The organism is Mesorhizobium sp. WSM4823 (assembly GCF_055811195.1).
This window is the reverse complement of sequence record NZ_JBVVQL010000006.1, coordinates 328,405-342,887: the sequence shown is the minus strand read 5'-3', so window position 1 is coordinate 342,887 and position 14,483 is coordinate 328,405. Positions and strand designations below refer to the sequence as shown.

The window sequence follows — 14,483 nt, the reverse complement described above, 5'->3', positions numbered from 1 at the left end:
TGCTCTCCCCGGGCCCCCAACCCCACCCCGGTTTTTTTTGGGGGCCGGCTCGCCCCCCCCGGCCCCCCCGGCCGGGCATACCCCCCGCCCGGCGGCTTGGGAGGTCAGCGCAACGCCTGCTTGGCGAGCTCGGCGACGATCTCGTAATTCTCAGGCGTGACGAAGCCGGCGCCGGTGTCGACATTCATCGGCGCCAGACCCAGCACCACCTGCTGGCAGAGGCTGAGGATCGGCAGATAGCCCTGCAGGAACGGCTGCTGGTCGGCCGTCAGTTGCACCCAGCCGCCCTTGAAGCCCTCGACGATCTGCGGGCTGGTGTCGAAGCCGAAATTGAAGATATCGCCGGCCTTCCTGCCCGCCGCCTGCATGTAGGTCGGGACGTTGCCGAGCATCTGTCCGCCGGGATAGCCGACCGCCTTGACGTTGGGATTGTTGAGCAGTGCCGCCGTGATCACCGGAATGGCCAGATTGGGGTCGGAAGCCCATTCGCCGCTTGGCGGCGAGGAGAGCTGGATGACCTCGACGCCGGCCTCCTTGAGCGCGGCGACCGTGCCGCGCTCGCGCGCGCCGCGGGCCTCGTTCTCGAACGGACCGATCATGATCGCCTTGTCGCCGGCCTTGAGCCCGGCCAGCTTGAACGCTTCGGCGCCGAGCGCACGGCCCTGCTGTTCCTGTTGGGCGCCGACATAGCCGCCGCCGAACGCTTCCACCACCTTCGGCACCGGCACGTTCTGGTACATGATCTTGATGCCGTCCTTGTGCGCCTGTTCGGCCAGCGGCATGATCGAAGCGTCGCCGGGATGACCCATCATGGCGATGCCGTTGGGCTTCACTGCGACGGCTTCGCGCAATTGCTGCACCATCTTCTCGACGTCCCACTGGGAAAAGATGTAGTCGACCTTGGGCCCAAGATCGGCCGCCGCCTGCTTGGCGCCATTGTAGACGATGGTGCCGAAGGCATCGCCCTCGGCGCCGCCGACGAAGAAGCGGATATGGACGTCCTTGCACCATTGCGCGTCGAGCGCCTGCGCCGGCAAGGTGGAGATTGCGGCGGCGAGCGCCGTGGCGGCCGCCACGACGGTCGAGCGCAGAACTGTCGTTCTCATCGCGATGCTCATGCACTTATCCTCCCATTGTTCCCTCGCAAGCCGAGGGGTTTCGACGAATGCTTCGGCTCCTCCCGCCGGCTTATCCTCAGGCCGGGTTCGGCAGATACGCGGTCCCTCCCCGGCATTGTTTGAGATAGTCGAGCGCCCGAGCCTGCCCTGTAATCTCGAGGTCACCGCGGTAAACCGGGTCGTGCCAACCCTCGATGTCGATGGCGCCCTTGTAGCCGGCCAGCCGCAATTCGCTGATCACTCTGGTCCAATCGCTGTCGCCAAAGCCCGGCGTGCGCATCTGGACGAATGGCAGCCGGCCGAACACGCCATGCTCGCGGATCACATCCCAGCGCACCGTCGCGTCCTTGCCATGGACATGGAAGATGCGCGGCGCCCATTTGCGGATCTGCGGCATCGGATCGATCAGATAGACGAGTTGGTGGCAGGGCTCCCATTCGAGGCCCAGATTCTCATCGGGCAGTTCGTTGAACATCAGCTCCCAGGCGTCGGGATTGTGGGCGATGTTCCAGTCGCCGCTCGCCCAGTTGCCGTCCATCGCGCAATTCTCGAAGGCGATGCGAACGCCCTTGTCGGCGGCGCGCTTGGCCAGCTTCCCCCAGACCTCGCGGAAGCGCGGCAGGCTGTCCGTCAGTGGCTTGCCACGGATGCGGCCAGTGAAGCCACTGACCATCGAGGTGCCGAACAGATGCGCATTGTCGATGACAGTCTCCCAGGCCTTCAGCACGCCCTGATCGACATCGCCGCTTTCCAGCGGATTGCCGAACACGCCGAGCGAGGAGACGACGACGTCGGCATCGCCGATGGCGTCGCGGATCTGGCCGGCGAGCCTTGGCAGATCCTTGCCGCCCAGCGTCTGCCAGAAGAAGGGCTGGATGCTCTCGAAGCCGAGCGGCAGGATCGCCTTGATATAGGCGGCTGGGTCGTCAAGATTGGCCCGCACCATGGTGCCGATCCTGATGTCGAGAAGCGGGTTTGGCATCATTGTCATTCCCCTGCGATCGCGACGCGGCGCCCGGTCTCGGCGCTCTCGATGGCGCCGAAAACCATGGCCAGACTCCTGATATTGTCGGTGCCGCGCGTTTCCGGCTCGCTGCCGGTTTCGACGGCGTGCATGAAATCCCTGATAATGCCGAGATGGCCATCAATGCGGTCGGCAGGGTCGAGCGGCGGCACTTCGATGAGTTGGGTTTGATCCAAAAGACCATCACGAACCGGCAGCACGACCTCTGCCTTCAGATCGTCATGGCCATCCCAGAGCAGGCTGCCGCGCTCGGTGACGATGCGCCAGCTGCCTTCCCAACTGGTGCGGAAGCCGGCGGCGCACCAGGAGCCGGCATAGGTGAACAGTCTGCCGCCACCGAGATCGAAGACAGCGCTGGCCGACGACCCCTGCCGGTACCAGGAATTGGCCGGTTCCCATTCCTGGCAATAGACGCTCACCGGCTCGCCGCCGACCATGTAGCGGGCGGCGTCGAAAGTGTGGATTGCCATGTCGAGCAACAGGACATGGGCCATCTCCTCGCGAAAGCCGCCGAAATGCGGGGCGACGAAGAAGTCGGCATGGATGCTGGTCGGCTTTCCGATGGCGCCGGAAGAGAGAAAGCGCCTGACGCGCCTGACATTGGCGACGTAGCGGCGGTTCTGGACGACGGCGTGAATGCGCCCGGCGCTGTGCGCCGCCTCGACGATGGCGCGCGCATTCTCCGGACTGTCGGCGAGCGGCTTCTCGGTCAGCAGATGACAGTGATGCGCAAAGGCGGAAAGCGCGACATCGCGACGGGCGGCGGGAACCACGACGTCGAACACCGCCTGCGGTTTGGTCTGATCGAGCACCGCGTCGAGATTGGTGCCGATGATGGCGCCAGAGAGTTCGTATTCGCGCGCCCGCGCCTTCGCCCGCTCGACGTCGAGATCGACAAGGCCGATAATCCTGAGCCCTTCAACCTGCCTTGCGGCATCGAGCCATTGCTTGCTCATCGCGCCGCAGCCGACCAGGACGACATCCATCATCCGACTCCTCCCGTTCGGTCCCTCCAGACCGAAGTCACGGCATTCACGGCATGGCCGTAAACGTTTTTCCGTAAACGTTTACGACAACACACCCGATGACGTAGAATGTCAATTGGCGGTTCGCGAAAAACCGTCTTTATCCTTGGCCTGTGCGGCTGCCGGTGCTAGCCAGGAAAGGGGGAGACCTGTCCTTTGGCGTCCAGCATTCACGACCTTGCACGTCACCTGAACATTTCGATCGGCACCGTGTCGCGCGCGCTCAACGGTCGCGCCGACGTCAATGCCGATACGCGCCAGCGCGTGCTCGATGCGGCGGCAAAGCTGAACTATTCGCCCAACCAGTCCGGCCGCAGCCTGCGGCGCGGCTCGACCCATTCGGTCGCCTTCATGCTGCAGCCGCATCCCGGCGATCAGCAATATGGCGAGCCTTTCTTCATTCCATTCCTGACCGGGCTGCAGGCCAAACTCGCCGAAAGCGGGCTCGACCTCATCGTCGTCATGGGCGCGCCGGGCGACTACCAGCAGGAGCGCCTGCGCCGTGTCGTCGAGACACGAAGGGCCGATGCGGTGGTGCTGGCCTGGACGCGGCGCGAGGACGAGCGCATCGATTATCTGACCAGCGTCGGCTTCCCCTTCGCAACGCTCGGCCGCAGCCGTTCCGGCGGCAAGTCCTATCCCTCGCTCGACCTCGATTTCGAAAAGGCCGGGGCCGACGCTGTCGATCGTCTGGTTGCGCGCGGCCACCGCCGCATTGCCGCCATCCGCCCGTCGCTCGACCTCAACTTTGGCTACCTGTTCCTGGCCGGCTACCGCAAAGCGTTGCGGCGGCACGGCATCGAGGTCGATCCCGAACTGATTGCGTCCGGTTTCATCAACGAGGCCGGCGGCTACGAGGTGACACCCGGGGTGATGAATTCCAAGGACCCGCCGACCGCCATCATCTTCAACAATGACGCGATGGCGCTCGGCGGCTGCAAGGCGCTGGCCGAGATGGGCATCAAGCCGGGACACGACATTGCGGTGATCGTCATCGTCGACACCCCGCTCTGCGGCTATTTCTCGCCTGCGCTGACCGCCTTCCGCCCTCCCCTGGAGCCGATGGGGCGGCGGCTGGCCGAAATGCTGCTGGCGTCGATCCCGGCCTATGCCGGCGAGGAAGGCCCGCGCACCGTCCGCGAGGTCTGGCCGCTGGAGCTGATCGCGCGCGATAGTGATTGATGGTGCGGCCGGCCTTTCGGGTAATGCCTTCGCTGCGAGGTAACCTGGAAAGAGATGCACAGGAAACAGCCCTGCGATATCATCGCGGGCCTGATTCATATGATCTTTTGTCGAGCTGCCTGCCATGGACGACAAGATGCCTGCGGCCCGGCGGACCGGCGACCTCACCAGCGGCCCGATACCGCGCACGCTTTTGCTGTTCGCACTGCCGGTGCTCGGTTCCAACGTGCTGCAGTCGCTCAATGGGTCGATCAACGCCGTCTGGGTCGGCCGCTTCCTCGGCGAATCGGCGCTGACGGCCACGTCCAACGCCAATCTCGTGCTGTTTCTCATCCTCGGTACCGTCTTCGGCATCGGCATGACGGCGACCATCCTGATTGCGCAATCGGTCGGCGCGCGAGACCTGCCCGAAGCGCGGCGCATCGTCGGCACCAGCGCCACCTTCTTCTTCGCCGTCTCGGTGGTGCTTGCGGTCTGCGGTTGGATCTGGGTCGACGCCATCCTCAATGCGCTGGGCACGCCATCAGATGCTTTGCCTCTGGCCCGCTCCTATCTGCGCATCATCTTTGTTGCCGTACCGATGATGAACCTGCTCTCCTTCGTCATGACGGTGCTGCGCGGCGCCGGCGATTCGCGCACGCCTTTTATCTTCATGGCGCTGGCGGTCGTGCTCGACATCATCTTGAACCCGCTGCTCATCCGCGGCTTCGGCCCTTTCCCCGAACTCGGCATATCGGGATCGGCCACCTCGACGCTGATCGGCCAGACGGTCAGCGTCATCGCCATCCTGGTCGTGCTCTATGCGCGCAAGCATCCGCTGCGGCTGGCCGGCGCCAATCTCGCGCTGCTGCGGCCGGACCCGAAATTGCTGCGCATCGTCGTCCTCAAGGGTGTGCCAATGGGCCTGCAGATGATCGTCATCTCGGCCGCGGCGCTGACGGTGATGGGCATGGTCAATTCCTACGGCTCGCAGGTCGCGGCCGCTTACGGTATCGCCGCGCAGCTTTGGACCTACGTCCAGATGCCGGCGTTGGCGATCGGCGCCGCTGTCTCCTCGATGGCCGCGCAGAATGTCGGCGCCGGGCGCTGGGACCGCATCGGCCGCATCGCCATGTCAGGCGTTGCCTTCAACCTCGTTCTGACCGGCGCGCTGGTCGCGCTGCTTTTCGTTTTCGACCGCCCGGTGCTCGGGCTCTTCCTCAGCAGCGACAGTGCCGCGATCGACATCGCCGCTCACATCAACAATGTCGCGTCTTGGTCCTTCATCCTGTTCGGCGTCACCATCGTACTCTTCGCCACGGTGCGCGCCACCGGCGCGGTGATGCCGCCGCTAATCATCCTGGTGGTCTCGGTGCTTCTGGTGCGCACCAGCTTCGCCTATTTCTTCCGAAGCGTGATCGGCGAGGAAGCGCTGTGGTGGAGCTTTCCGGTCGGCTCGATCACCTCGCTCGCGTTAGCAGCAGCCTATTACCGCTTTGGCCGCTGGCGCACCATGCACATGATAGACGACAGGCCCGCAGCCGGCGAGCCGCCGGACACTGGTCTCGGCGTGCCGCGCCAGCGCGCGCATCTCTCGCCCGAGACGCCGAACGGCTGAACCATCGGCTCACCGCGCATATCTGGCTCCGAATGCGAGCGCCACCAGGGAAAAGAGGGTGATCATGCCGGCAAAGGCCAGGCTTGCCGTGGCCGGGCTTGCCACTGTCGACAGGATCCCAATACCGATGACCGGTAGCGCATTGCCGCAAAAGCAGCAGATAAAGAAGGCTGAGACCACTTCGGCGCGGCGGTCGGCCGGCGCGATCTGGTTGACCACCTGCAGGCCACCACAGTAGCCGAGCGCTGCCGCGACGCCGCAGAACGCAGTCGCGGCAGTCATGATCGCCATCGAAGCGAAGACCTGCGCCGCTACGATCAATGCGACGGTCGGGATCATCAGGACAAGTGCTGCAAGCATGGTGCTGCGGCTCGAAAGCCGCGTTGTCGCCAGTATGGTGACGGCAGCCACGATCGCCAGTTCGAAGAACAAGGCGCCGGCTTCGGCATGGTTGGTAATATGGAGCTGCTGCGCCAGGATGCTCGGTGCAAGCGCCGCGTAGAAACCGACCAGCGCCATGGCGCCGAAGCCGGTTACCGCAGGCGCTACGAAACCGGTGCGGATATCACCAGGCACCGAGAGCCGTGGCTTCATGGAGACATCGGCCAGTTTTCCCGGTTGTGAAATGGTTTCCCGCGTCCGCCAGACCAGCACCGTGGCAAGGACGAGCACCGCCAGATAGACGACGAATGTCAGCCTGAGCGGCCACGGCGCATATTCGGCGAGCAGTCCCGCCGCCAGCGCGCCAAGGCCTAGACCCAGAAAATTGGTGCTGGTGGCAATGATGGCGGCGCGTGACTTGTCGTCGGCTGCCACCAGCTCGGCGAGCCAGGCGGTGCCGGTTCCCGCACCGACGCCTATTCCCAAGCCGCTCAGAATCCGCGCGATGTTTAGCCACGCGACATTTTCGGCGAACAGGAAAAACAGCGCACTGACAACCGCCACAATCATTGCCGCCAAGGCGGCCGGCCGGCGGCCAATGACATCCGATAAGCGCCCGAACATCAACAGCGCCGCCAGGTTGCCCACCACATAGACGGCATAGACCAGGGTAAGCGTGATCTGCGAAAAACCGAACGCCTGTTTATAAATGACGTAAAGCGGCGTCAGCACCGTGCTGCCGGCGAAAAGAACCGCAATCATGGCAGCAACGGCAGATATTGCGGCGCCGCCGCCGAGTTCGTGATCGCGCGTCATGGCTGGGGCATTGACCGTCATTTCGACCTCTTACTGTCCGGGATCGCGACGCCAACGCCTTTTCACGTCATGGGTTCCCTCTGGCCGGACCTGCTCCTGACAGGTTCGGCGCCCTGACCGTGGTTCTCTATGTCGCCCTGCCAGACTTCCGCCGCCAGTCGCTAGGCGTCATGCTATACTGATTGCCGTGATCAGCCGGACAGCAAGTCAAGCGCTGATCGAAAGCCGGCGTTCCTATCCTCGCATCGCTTTCAGCTTTTCCGCCACCGAGGCCGCAAGGTCGGCATAGCGTTCCTCCAGCCGCTCGGCTGCCTCGATCACCGAAAAATCATGGCCGAATTTTTCCAGCGCCATGCGCAGCTTTTCAACGAACTCCGCCTGTTTTTCGAGCGCCGAAAACAGCGTCTTCACTTGCGCTTCGCTGATATCGGGATTGGAAAGCATCTGCGGCACTTCGCGGCTCATCTGGTCGCCGGTAGCGGTCTGTTCTTTCAGGATCTCGATCCAATCGGTCAATTAGCAAATCTCCTTTTTGTCAGGACAGCATGCGCAGCGCCTGCCGATGCGGTCAACCCGAGGACGCCAAAGCGGGCTTGCGCGAGGCCCTCGCCGCGTTAAGCTCGGCACAACTCGAAGAGGACACTATTGCGATGACCACCGACGCCGAAATCCAGAGCGCTTTGCCTGCCCTTGCCTCCGGCAATGTTGCCGTCATCACCGGCGGCGCCAGCGGCATCGGCCTGGCCGCGGCCAAACGATTCGCCGCCATGGGCATGAAAACCGTCATTGCCGACATCGGCGGCGCGCGCCTCGATCAGGCCCGGCAAGCGCTTGCCGCGATCGGCGGCGACGATGCCGTTCGTGCCGTTGACGCAGACGTTTCCTATATCGACGATGTCGACCGGCTGGCGGATGCTGCCTTCGCTGCCTTTGGCGCGGTTTCAGTGCTGATGAACAATGCCGGCGTCGGCAACAATCCCGGCAAACCGTGGGAAAACCGCGTCGCCTGGAGAGAGCTGATGGATACCAATTTCTGGGGCGTCGTGCATGGTGTCCAGGTTTTCGCACCGCGCATGCTCGCGGCTAACACGCCGGGTCTGATCATCAACACCGGCTCCAAGCAAGGCATCACCACGCCACCCGGCAACCTTGCCTACAATGTCTCCAAATCGGCCGTGAAGACCTTCACCGAAGGCCTGGCACACGCGCTGCGCAATGAACCCGGCGCAACGGTTTCGGCGCATCTGCTCATTCCGGGGTTCACTTTTACCGGCCTGACCGAGGGTGCGACCGAAAAGCCCGCCGGCGCCTGGACCGGCGAGCAGGTGATCGACTTCATGCTGGCCGCGCTGGTGCGTGGCGACTTCTACATCCTGTGTCCTGATAACGAGACGACGCGGCCCATGGACGAAAAGCGCATGGCCTGGGCGATCGGCGACATCGTCGAGAACCGCCCTGCCCTTTCACGCTGGCATCCGGACCACAAGGACGCCTTCGCGAAGTTCATGGAAAGCTGACGCTTACGCCGCACGTGACTTCGAGCCACGGTTTTCCGCCGCGGCTTTCTTAGCGGACGTATCGGCGACCTGCCGGTCGTGCCGCTTCGCCGCGCGTTCACATTTCTCGCGGATCTCCTGGACCTCGGATTCGGTCAGATGCTCGATACCGATAAAGGTGTTCTTGGCTTTACCGACCCGGATCAGTTCGTCCAGCTTCGCCTGGATCGCTGCGCCATCACGGTTTTGGGTGTTCTGGATGAGAAACACCATCAGGAAGGTGACGATCGTCGTGCCGGTGTTGATGATGAGCTGCCATGTATCGGAAAACCCGAACATCGGTCCGCTTGCCCCCCAGGCAACAATGATCAGGAAACAGACGGCGAATGTCGACGGCAGACCGGCGAGATGCGCAACATAGTTGGCGATCTTGGTGAAAAGCTTCTCTACCATGGCAGGAGAAACAACCAGCATCCGCTCCTGGTTCCCTTCAGGGAGAGATTTCACCGACGCAGCCGTTCATAGGCCCGCAAGGATCAGGGTATCTCCTGCTCCCAGCGATCTAGGAAGGTCTCGATAGACAGCGCCTGCATGTCGGGAACTGCATTGGCCAGTTTCTCGGGCGGCCAGTCCCACCAAGCGAGGCTTTCGATCCGCGCCGCGATATCCGCAGGGAAGCGTTGGCGCAATTGCCTGGCCGGAACGCCGGCGACAATCGCATAGGCAGGCACGTCGCGCGTCACCACAGCGTTGGCGCCGACGATCGCGCCGTTGCCGATGGTCACATCAGGCATGATCACCGCGCCATGGCCGATCCAGACATCATGACCGATGCTGACGGACTTCGCCCGCCGCCGTTCCCGAAAGCCCGCGTCTACGCCCAGCCAGCGAAAATACTCGTTCGGCCGGTAGCTGACCTTGTGCTGGGTCAGCCGTTCGACAGGATGCTCCAGCGCGTTGATTCGGCTGTTGGCGGCGATAGAACAGAACTTGCCTATGGTCGTGTAGATCGCCTCGGCGTGACGCTCGAAATAGGAGAAATCACCCACTGTGACTTCACGCAGGATGACCCGCTCGCCGATCGAGGCGTAGCGTCCAAGCTTGCACGCCTTCAACTCCGCGGTCGGGTGGATGCGCGGCTCGGAATCCTTGGGGACAAGGTTTTCAGGACGGTCCATTCCAGCGGCTTTACGTCAGCGCAATTGCTCCTGCAAGGCGGGAGCAATTGTCACGTCGCCGATTGGTGCCGCAAGCGGGACCAATCATCCGTCACCTGTTGCCAGAGTCTATTTCGGCTTGCCGTTGGTCCACACCACGTTTTGGCCATAGAGCGGCACGGTGGTGACCGACATTTTCGCCGAACCGTCCTGCACCTGGCGCGAGTGCGACAGATAGATCAGGGTCTCATTGGCTTTATCGTAGATGCGGTTCACCACCTGCTTCTTCCAGATCAGGCTGATACCTTGCTTGAATACCTCCTCGCCGGCCTCGCTCATGTCGATGTCGCCGATGGTGATCGGCCCGGTCTGGCGGCAGGAGATCGAGGAATCGGACGGATCCTCGAACCAATTGCCCTTCTGCAGGCGATCGATCACGCCGCGGTCGAAATAGGAGACGTGGCAGGTCACGCCTTCGACCTCCGGATCCTTGATCGCCTCGACGATGATGTCGTTGCCTAGCCAGTCGACGCCGACCTTGCCGACCTCCTGGGCGACAGCCGCACCAGCACCGACGACAAGGCATGCGGCCAAAGCGCCGCCGATCAGTTTTCGCCCAATCAGTCCTTGCAAGGTTAGCCTCCTGCGGTTCGAGTTTTGCCGACCTCAGGTGGGACGGGCGGCAGCACTTTGCAAGCGGATCACCTTTTGACAGGAAAGCCGGTTGCGGCAACGCGACATCTTTGCGCCCACGAGATCAAACCGTTAAGAGTGTTCGCCGAACAGGCTCTGCGCCGGTACGGCGCCAATGAAATCACGACGGACACCAACGATGATGCGTTCAATACTGGTCGGCATTCTCGTCCTGATGGCGGCAGGCATCGGCTGGCTCACCTTCGACTGGTACCGCGGGCATTATGGCGGCGAGCCCTTCGGCGCACCGTTTTCGCTGGTCGATCAGAAAGGCGCGCCGGTGACCGAGGCTGCCTTTCGCGGCCAGCCCAGCATCGTCTTCTTCGGTTTCACCCATTGCCCGGAAGTGTGCCCGACCACGCTGTTTGAACTCGCCGGCTGGCTGAAGACGATGGGAGATGACGGCAAGAACCTGCGCGCCTATTTCGTCTCGGTCGACCCGGAGCGCGACACGCCCGAAATCATGAACGCCTATATCAGCAATTTCTCCGACCGCATCCTTGGCATTACAGGCGAACCGGACAAGGTCCACGCCATGGCCAAATCCTTCGGCATCTATTCGAAGAAGGTCGATACCGGCAACGGCGACTACACGATGGACCACACGGCGTCGGTGCTGCTGCTTAATGCCAAGGGAGATTTCGCCGGCACCATCGCCTACGGCGAAAGCTCGGACACTGCCATCGCCAAGCTCAAGCGGCTGGCGGAAGGTTGATGCATGATCCCGAAAAATGGGAACCGGTTTTCGGATAAGATCATGCTCAAACAAGACCATCGTTTGACCCAAACGCGGCTTTATTTCACCACTGGAAAGATCGAGGCCGACCGTATCTTCGCGGCGTTCGAAGCAGCCTTCGAGGACGACGGCCTGCCGATTGGCGTGCTCGAAGTCGATGAGGATCGCGACATCCACGAAGTGTCGCTCTACGCCGACGGCGATGTCGATGCCGTCGAGACACGCGTGAACGAGATTCTCGCCGGGCTGGCCCTATCGAGACCGATTGCGCGAGAGCGTCTGCCTGATATCGACTGGGTGACGCGCTCGCTGGAGGGGCTGAAGCCGGTGCGCGCCGGCCGTTTCTTCGTCCACGGCGCACATGACCGCAGCAAGCGCCGCAGCGGCGAGCTCGCCATCGAGATCGAGGCCGGCCTCGCCTTCGGCACCGGTCATCACGGCACCACCGCCGGTTGTCTCGAAATGCTGGAGCAGGTTGTCCGGCGCGAGCGCCCGCGCAACGCGCTCGACCTTGGCACGGGCAGCGCGGTGCTGGCCATCGCGGTGGCCAAGCTCGGTCATATTCCGGTGCTGGCGACCGACATCGATCCCGTCGCGATAAAGGTCGCCGCCGCCAATGCGCGGCTCAATCACGTCAAGGCGCTTGTGGAAACGGTGACCGCGCCAGGCTTCCACCACCCGATCTTTGCCGCGCGCGGCCCCTTCGAGCTCATCGTCGCCAACATATTGGCGCTGCCGCTGAGGCGACTGGCACCCGAAATGGCCGCGCATGTCGTCTTGGGCGGCTCGATCGTGCTGTCGGGCATCCTCGACCGGCAACGCGACGCGGTGATCTCAGCCTATGTCGGCCAGCAGTTCCGCCATGTCAGGACCTTGCATCGCGAGGGCTGGGTGACGATCCACCTCAAGCGGTGACGCCCAGCGCCTAAAACGCAAGCCGCAAGTTCGCTCAGACGTAGGGCGACCTTGCCGCCTTCTTCAGTTCTTCGCGATCGTAGCCGTTCGCTTTCAGCGTTTCGTCGTCAAAGCCAAGCAGAACCCCGCTCACATAGCGGCTCGCTTCGCGCTGGCGCGCTTCGATGAGAGCGTTCATGGCGCTTCTGAAGAATCCGCGTCTGGCTGAAATCATGGACATGATGGTCTCCTTTGCAGGGCAATAAGACTCGTTCCTCCACACCAAAAAAGGTAAGGTCTGCTGACCTATTTGAAAATCGCTGATTCTGCACGGCATCTATGCGCAAACGCAGTGCCACTGGACCAATCCCCGCCGATTGTCAGGGGGCGAACGCTGTAGCACTTTGATCTTGCGCTGATTTCTCCGAACCGAAGGTCCGTGCAGCAAAAGTAGATTCCGGTTTTCGGGGCCATGCGCTACGGTCGCGCCAGCATCCGAGGAGAGGCCATCATGTTCCAGACCTTTGATTCCGCCGGCGACCCCGCTGTCGGCAAGCCGCGTGTGGCGTTGCTGCGCCAATGGCTGGCTGCCAATGGCCTGGATGGCTTCATCGTGCCCCGTGCCGACGAGCATCAGGGCGAATATGTCGCCGACCGCTCGGCGCGGCTAAAATGGCTGACCGGTTTCAGCGGCTCGGCCGGCGTCGCCATCGTGCTCGGTGGCCGCGCCGTCATGTTCGTCGACGGGCGCTATACGCTGCAGGTGCGCCAGGAAGTCGATCTCGACATCTTCTCGATCGAAAGTCTGGTCGACAATCCACCCGCCACCTGGATCAAGGACAATCTCGGCAAGGGCGTCCGGCTTGGCTTCGATCCGTGGCTGCAGACGATAGGCGACGTGAAAGCGCTGAGAGCTTCGGCCGAAAAATCGGGGGCAACATTGGTGCCGCTCGAGAAGAATCCAATCGACTCCATCTGGAAGGACCAGCCCGGCCCACCGCTGGCGCCAGTCGAGCTCCATCCGATCGCCTTTGCCGGCGAACTGGCCAAGGACAAGCTGGCACGGCTGGCCTCGGCCATCGGCAAGGATGGCGCCACCCATGCCGTGCTGACCGACCCGTCCTCCATCGCCTGGGCCTTCGACATCCGCGGCGGCGACGTGCCGCACACGCCGCTGGCGCTCGGCTTCGCCGTGCTCGCCGCCGATGGGTCGCACCAGCTTTTCATGGACCAGCGCAAGTTTTCGCGCACCGTCGCGGCCTACCTGACGCAGCTCGCCGAATTGCACCAACCAGGTGAATTCGAGGCTGTTATCGCAGTCCTGGCCAAGGGCGGCGCAAAAATCGCGCTGGATCCGGTGCTGGCGGCCGAAAAACTTAGGATGCTGGTCGAAGATAATGGCGGCGTGGTCATTTCAGCGCCCGACCCTGCCCGCATCCCTCGCGCGACGAAGAACCAGGCCGAGATCAACGGCGCCCGCGCCGCGCATCGACGCGACGGCGCCGCCGTTGCCAAACTGCTCTGCTGGCTCGACCGGCAGAAGCCTGGCAAGCTCGACGAGATTGCCGTTGTCACCAAACTTGAGGAGTGCCGACGCAGCACCGGCGAGGAAACGCAGATGCCGTTGCGCGACGTGTCCTTCGACACCATCTCGGGCGCCGGTCCGAACGGCGCCATCATGCACTACCGCGTTTCCCGCGCCACCAGCCGAAAACTGAGGGATGGCGAGCTATTCCTGCTCGATTCGGGCGGGCAGTATCAGGACGGCACCACCGACATCACCCGCACCGTGCCGATCGGCAAGCCGACCGAGGAAATGCGTGAACGCTTCACGCTGGTGCTGAAAGGCATGATCGGCATTTCCACGCTACGCTTCCCCCCGGGCACACGCGGCTCCGAAATCGACGCTGTGGCGCGGCTGGCGCTATGGAAACATGGCTGCGATTTCGCCCACGGCACCGGTCACGGCGTCGGCTCCTATCTGGCCGTGCACGAAGGCCCGCAGCGCATCGCCAGGACCGGCACTGAAAAGCTGCTGGCGGGCATGATCCTCTCCAACGAGCCGGGCTACTACAAGGAAGGCTCTTACGGCATCCGCATCGAGAATCTCCTCCTAGTGACGCCAGCCGAGCAGATAGAGGGCGGCGATATCGCCATGCATGGTTTCGAGACACTGACGCTGGCGCCGATCGACACCAGGCTGGTGCGATCCGACCTTTTGACGCGGGACGAGTTGCATTGGCTCGACCTGTACCACGCACGCGTGCTGGCCGAGATCGGACCAATGCTCGACGGCGAAACGCTGGCCTGGCTGGAAAAGGCGACGGCGCCGCTGCCGCACGACCAGAAGTCGTGATTTTCGCA

The 14,483-nt window shown here is 63.0% G+C and carries 15 protein-coding genes; 6 read left to right on the top strand and 9 right to left on the bottom strand.

The window, feature by feature from the left end:
- Window positions 1–104 precede the first annotated feature (104 nt).
- The 3 genes from AC0L26_RS18560 to AC0L26_RS18550 all read right to left on the bottom strand — a co-directional run bounded on the left by AC0L26_RS18560 (window position 105) and on the right by AC0L26_RS18550 (window position 3,131).
- Window positions 105–1,118 (bottom strand): substrate-binding domain-containing protein, encoded by a 1,014-nt coding sequence (locus AC0L26_RS18560; RefSeq protein WP_473633852.1) that lies wholly within the window; start codon window positions 1,116–1,118, stop codon window positions 105–107.
- A gap of 76 nt (window positions 1,119–1,194) precedes the next feature.
- A complete protein-coding gene (locus tag AC0L26_RS18555; protein WP_473633851.1) occupies window positions 1,195–2,103 on the bottom strand; it encodes a sugar phosphate isomerase/epimerase family protein in 909 nt (302 codons plus the stop codon).
- Between the two features lie 2 nt (window positions 2,104–2,105).
- Window positions 2,106–3,131, bottom strand: coding sequence for a Gfo/Idh/MocA family protein (locus AC0L26_RS18550; RefSeq protein ID WP_473633850.1), 1,026 nt, complete (start codon window positions 3,129–3,131; stop codon window positions 2,106–2,108).
- Between the two features lie 192 nt (window positions 3,132–3,323).
- Here AC0L26_RS18550 and AC0L26_RS18545 point away from each other — a divergent pair, with 192 nt between their 5' ends.
- Together AC0L26_RS18545 and AC0L26_RS18540 are read left to right on the top strand one after the other, a co-directional pair.
- Complete coding sequence (locus AC0L26_RS18545; protein WP_473633849.1) at window positions 3,324–4,349, top strand: LacI family DNA-binding transcriptional regulator; 1,026 nt, start codon at window positions 3,324–3,326, stop codon at window positions 4,347–4,349.
- A gap of 124 nt (window positions 4,350–4,473) precedes the next feature.
- On the top strand, window positions 4,474–5,946 hold the full coding sequence (locus AC0L26_RS18540; protein WP_473633848.1) for an MATE family efflux transporter: 1,473 nt from the start codon (window positions 4,474–4,476) through the stop codon (window positions 5,944–5,946).
- A 9-nt stretch (window positions 5,947–5,955) separates the two neighbouring features.
- Here the strand turns inward: AC0L26_RS18540 and AC0L26_RS18535 are convergent, their stop codons facing one another.
- Together AC0L26_RS18535 and AC0L26_RS18530 are read right to left on the bottom strand one after the other, a co-directional pair.
- A complete protein-coding gene (locus AC0L26_RS18535) occupies window positions 5,956–7,164 on the bottom strand; it encodes an MFS transporter (RefSeq protein ID WP_473633847.1) in 1,209 nt (402 codons plus the stop codon).
- Window positions 7,165–7,377: 213 nt separating this feature from the next.
- Window positions 7,378–7,659: a hypothetical protein gene (locus AC0L26_RS18530; RefSeq protein ID WP_354488224.1), complete on the bottom strand. Its 282-nt coding sequence runs from the start codon at window positions 7,657–7,659 to the stop codon at window positions 7,378–7,380.
- 134 nt (window positions 7,660–7,793) lie between these two features.
- On the opposite strand from AC0L26_RS18530, the gene AC0L26_RS18525 reads away from it, so the two are divergent.
- On the top strand, window positions 7,794–8,660 hold the full coding sequence (locus AC0L26_RS18525; protein ID WP_473633846.1) for an SDR family NAD(P)-dependent oxidoreductase: 867 nt from the start codon (window positions 7,794–7,796) through the stop codon (window positions 8,658–8,660).
- A gap of 3 nt (window positions 8,661–8,663) precedes the next feature.
- Here AC0L26_RS18525 and AC0L26_RS18520 read toward each other — a convergent pair whose 3' ends face one another.
- The 3 genes from AC0L26_RS18520 to AC0L26_RS18510 all read right to left on the bottom strand — a co-directional run bounded on the left by AC0L26_RS18520 (window position 8,664) and on the right by AC0L26_RS18510 (window position 10,420).
- A complete protein-coding gene (locus AC0L26_RS18520; protein ID WP_473633863.1) occupies window positions 8,664–9,092 on the bottom strand; it encodes a low affinity iron permease family protein in 429 nt (142 codons plus the stop codon).
- A gap of 83 nt (window positions 9,093–9,175) precedes the next feature.
- A complete protein-coding gene (locus tag AC0L26_RS18515; RefSeq protein WP_473633845.1) occupies window positions 9,176–9,817 on the bottom strand; it encodes a DapH/DapD/GlmU-related protein in 642 nt (213 codons plus the stop codon).
- A 108-nt stretch (window positions 9,818–9,925) separates the two neighbouring features.
- Entirely contained in the window at window positions 9,926–10,420 is a 495-nt protein-coding gene (locus AC0L26_RS18510; protein WP_473633862.1) for a CreA family protein, read from the bottom strand.
- A 208-nt stretch (window positions 10,421–10,628) separates the two neighbouring features.
- Between AC0L26_RS18510 and AC0L26_RS18505 the strand changes: the two genes are divergently transcribed.
- Together AC0L26_RS18505 and AC0L26_RS18500 are read left to right on the top strand one after the other, a co-directional pair.
- Entirely contained in the window at window positions 10,629–11,204 is a 576-nt protein-coding gene (locus tag AC0L26_RS18505) for an SCO family protein (protein ID WP_473633844.1), read from the top strand.
- 63 nt (window positions 11,205–11,267) lie between these two features.
- The gene (locus tag AC0L26_RS18500) at window positions 11,268–12,140 is read left to right on the top strand and encodes a 50S ribosomal protein L11 methyltransferase (RefSeq protein ID WP_473633861.1); all 873 of its coding nucleotides are present in this window, start codon (window positions 11,268–11,270) and stop codon (window positions 12,138–12,140) included.
- A 34-nt stretch (window positions 12,141–12,174) separates the two neighbouring features.
- Here the strand turns inward: AC0L26_RS18500 and AC0L26_RS18495 are convergent, their stop codons facing one another.
- Window positions 12,175–12,360 (bottom strand): hypothetical protein, encoded by a 186-nt coding sequence (locus AC0L26_RS18495; protein WP_473633843.1) that lies wholly within the window; start codon window positions 12,358–12,360, stop codon window positions 12,175–12,177.
- A 270-nt stretch (window positions 12,361–12,630) separates the two neighbouring features.
- On the opposite strand from AC0L26_RS18495, the gene AC0L26_RS18490 reads away from it, so the two are divergent.
- The gene (locus AC0L26_RS18490; RefSeq protein ID WP_473633842.1) at window positions 12,631–14,475 is read left to right on the top strand and encodes an aminopeptidase P family protein; all 1,845 of its coding nucleotides are present in this window, start codon (window positions 12,631–12,633) and stop codon (window positions 14,473–14,475) included.
- Window positions 14,476–14,483: the final 8 nt, after the last annotated feature.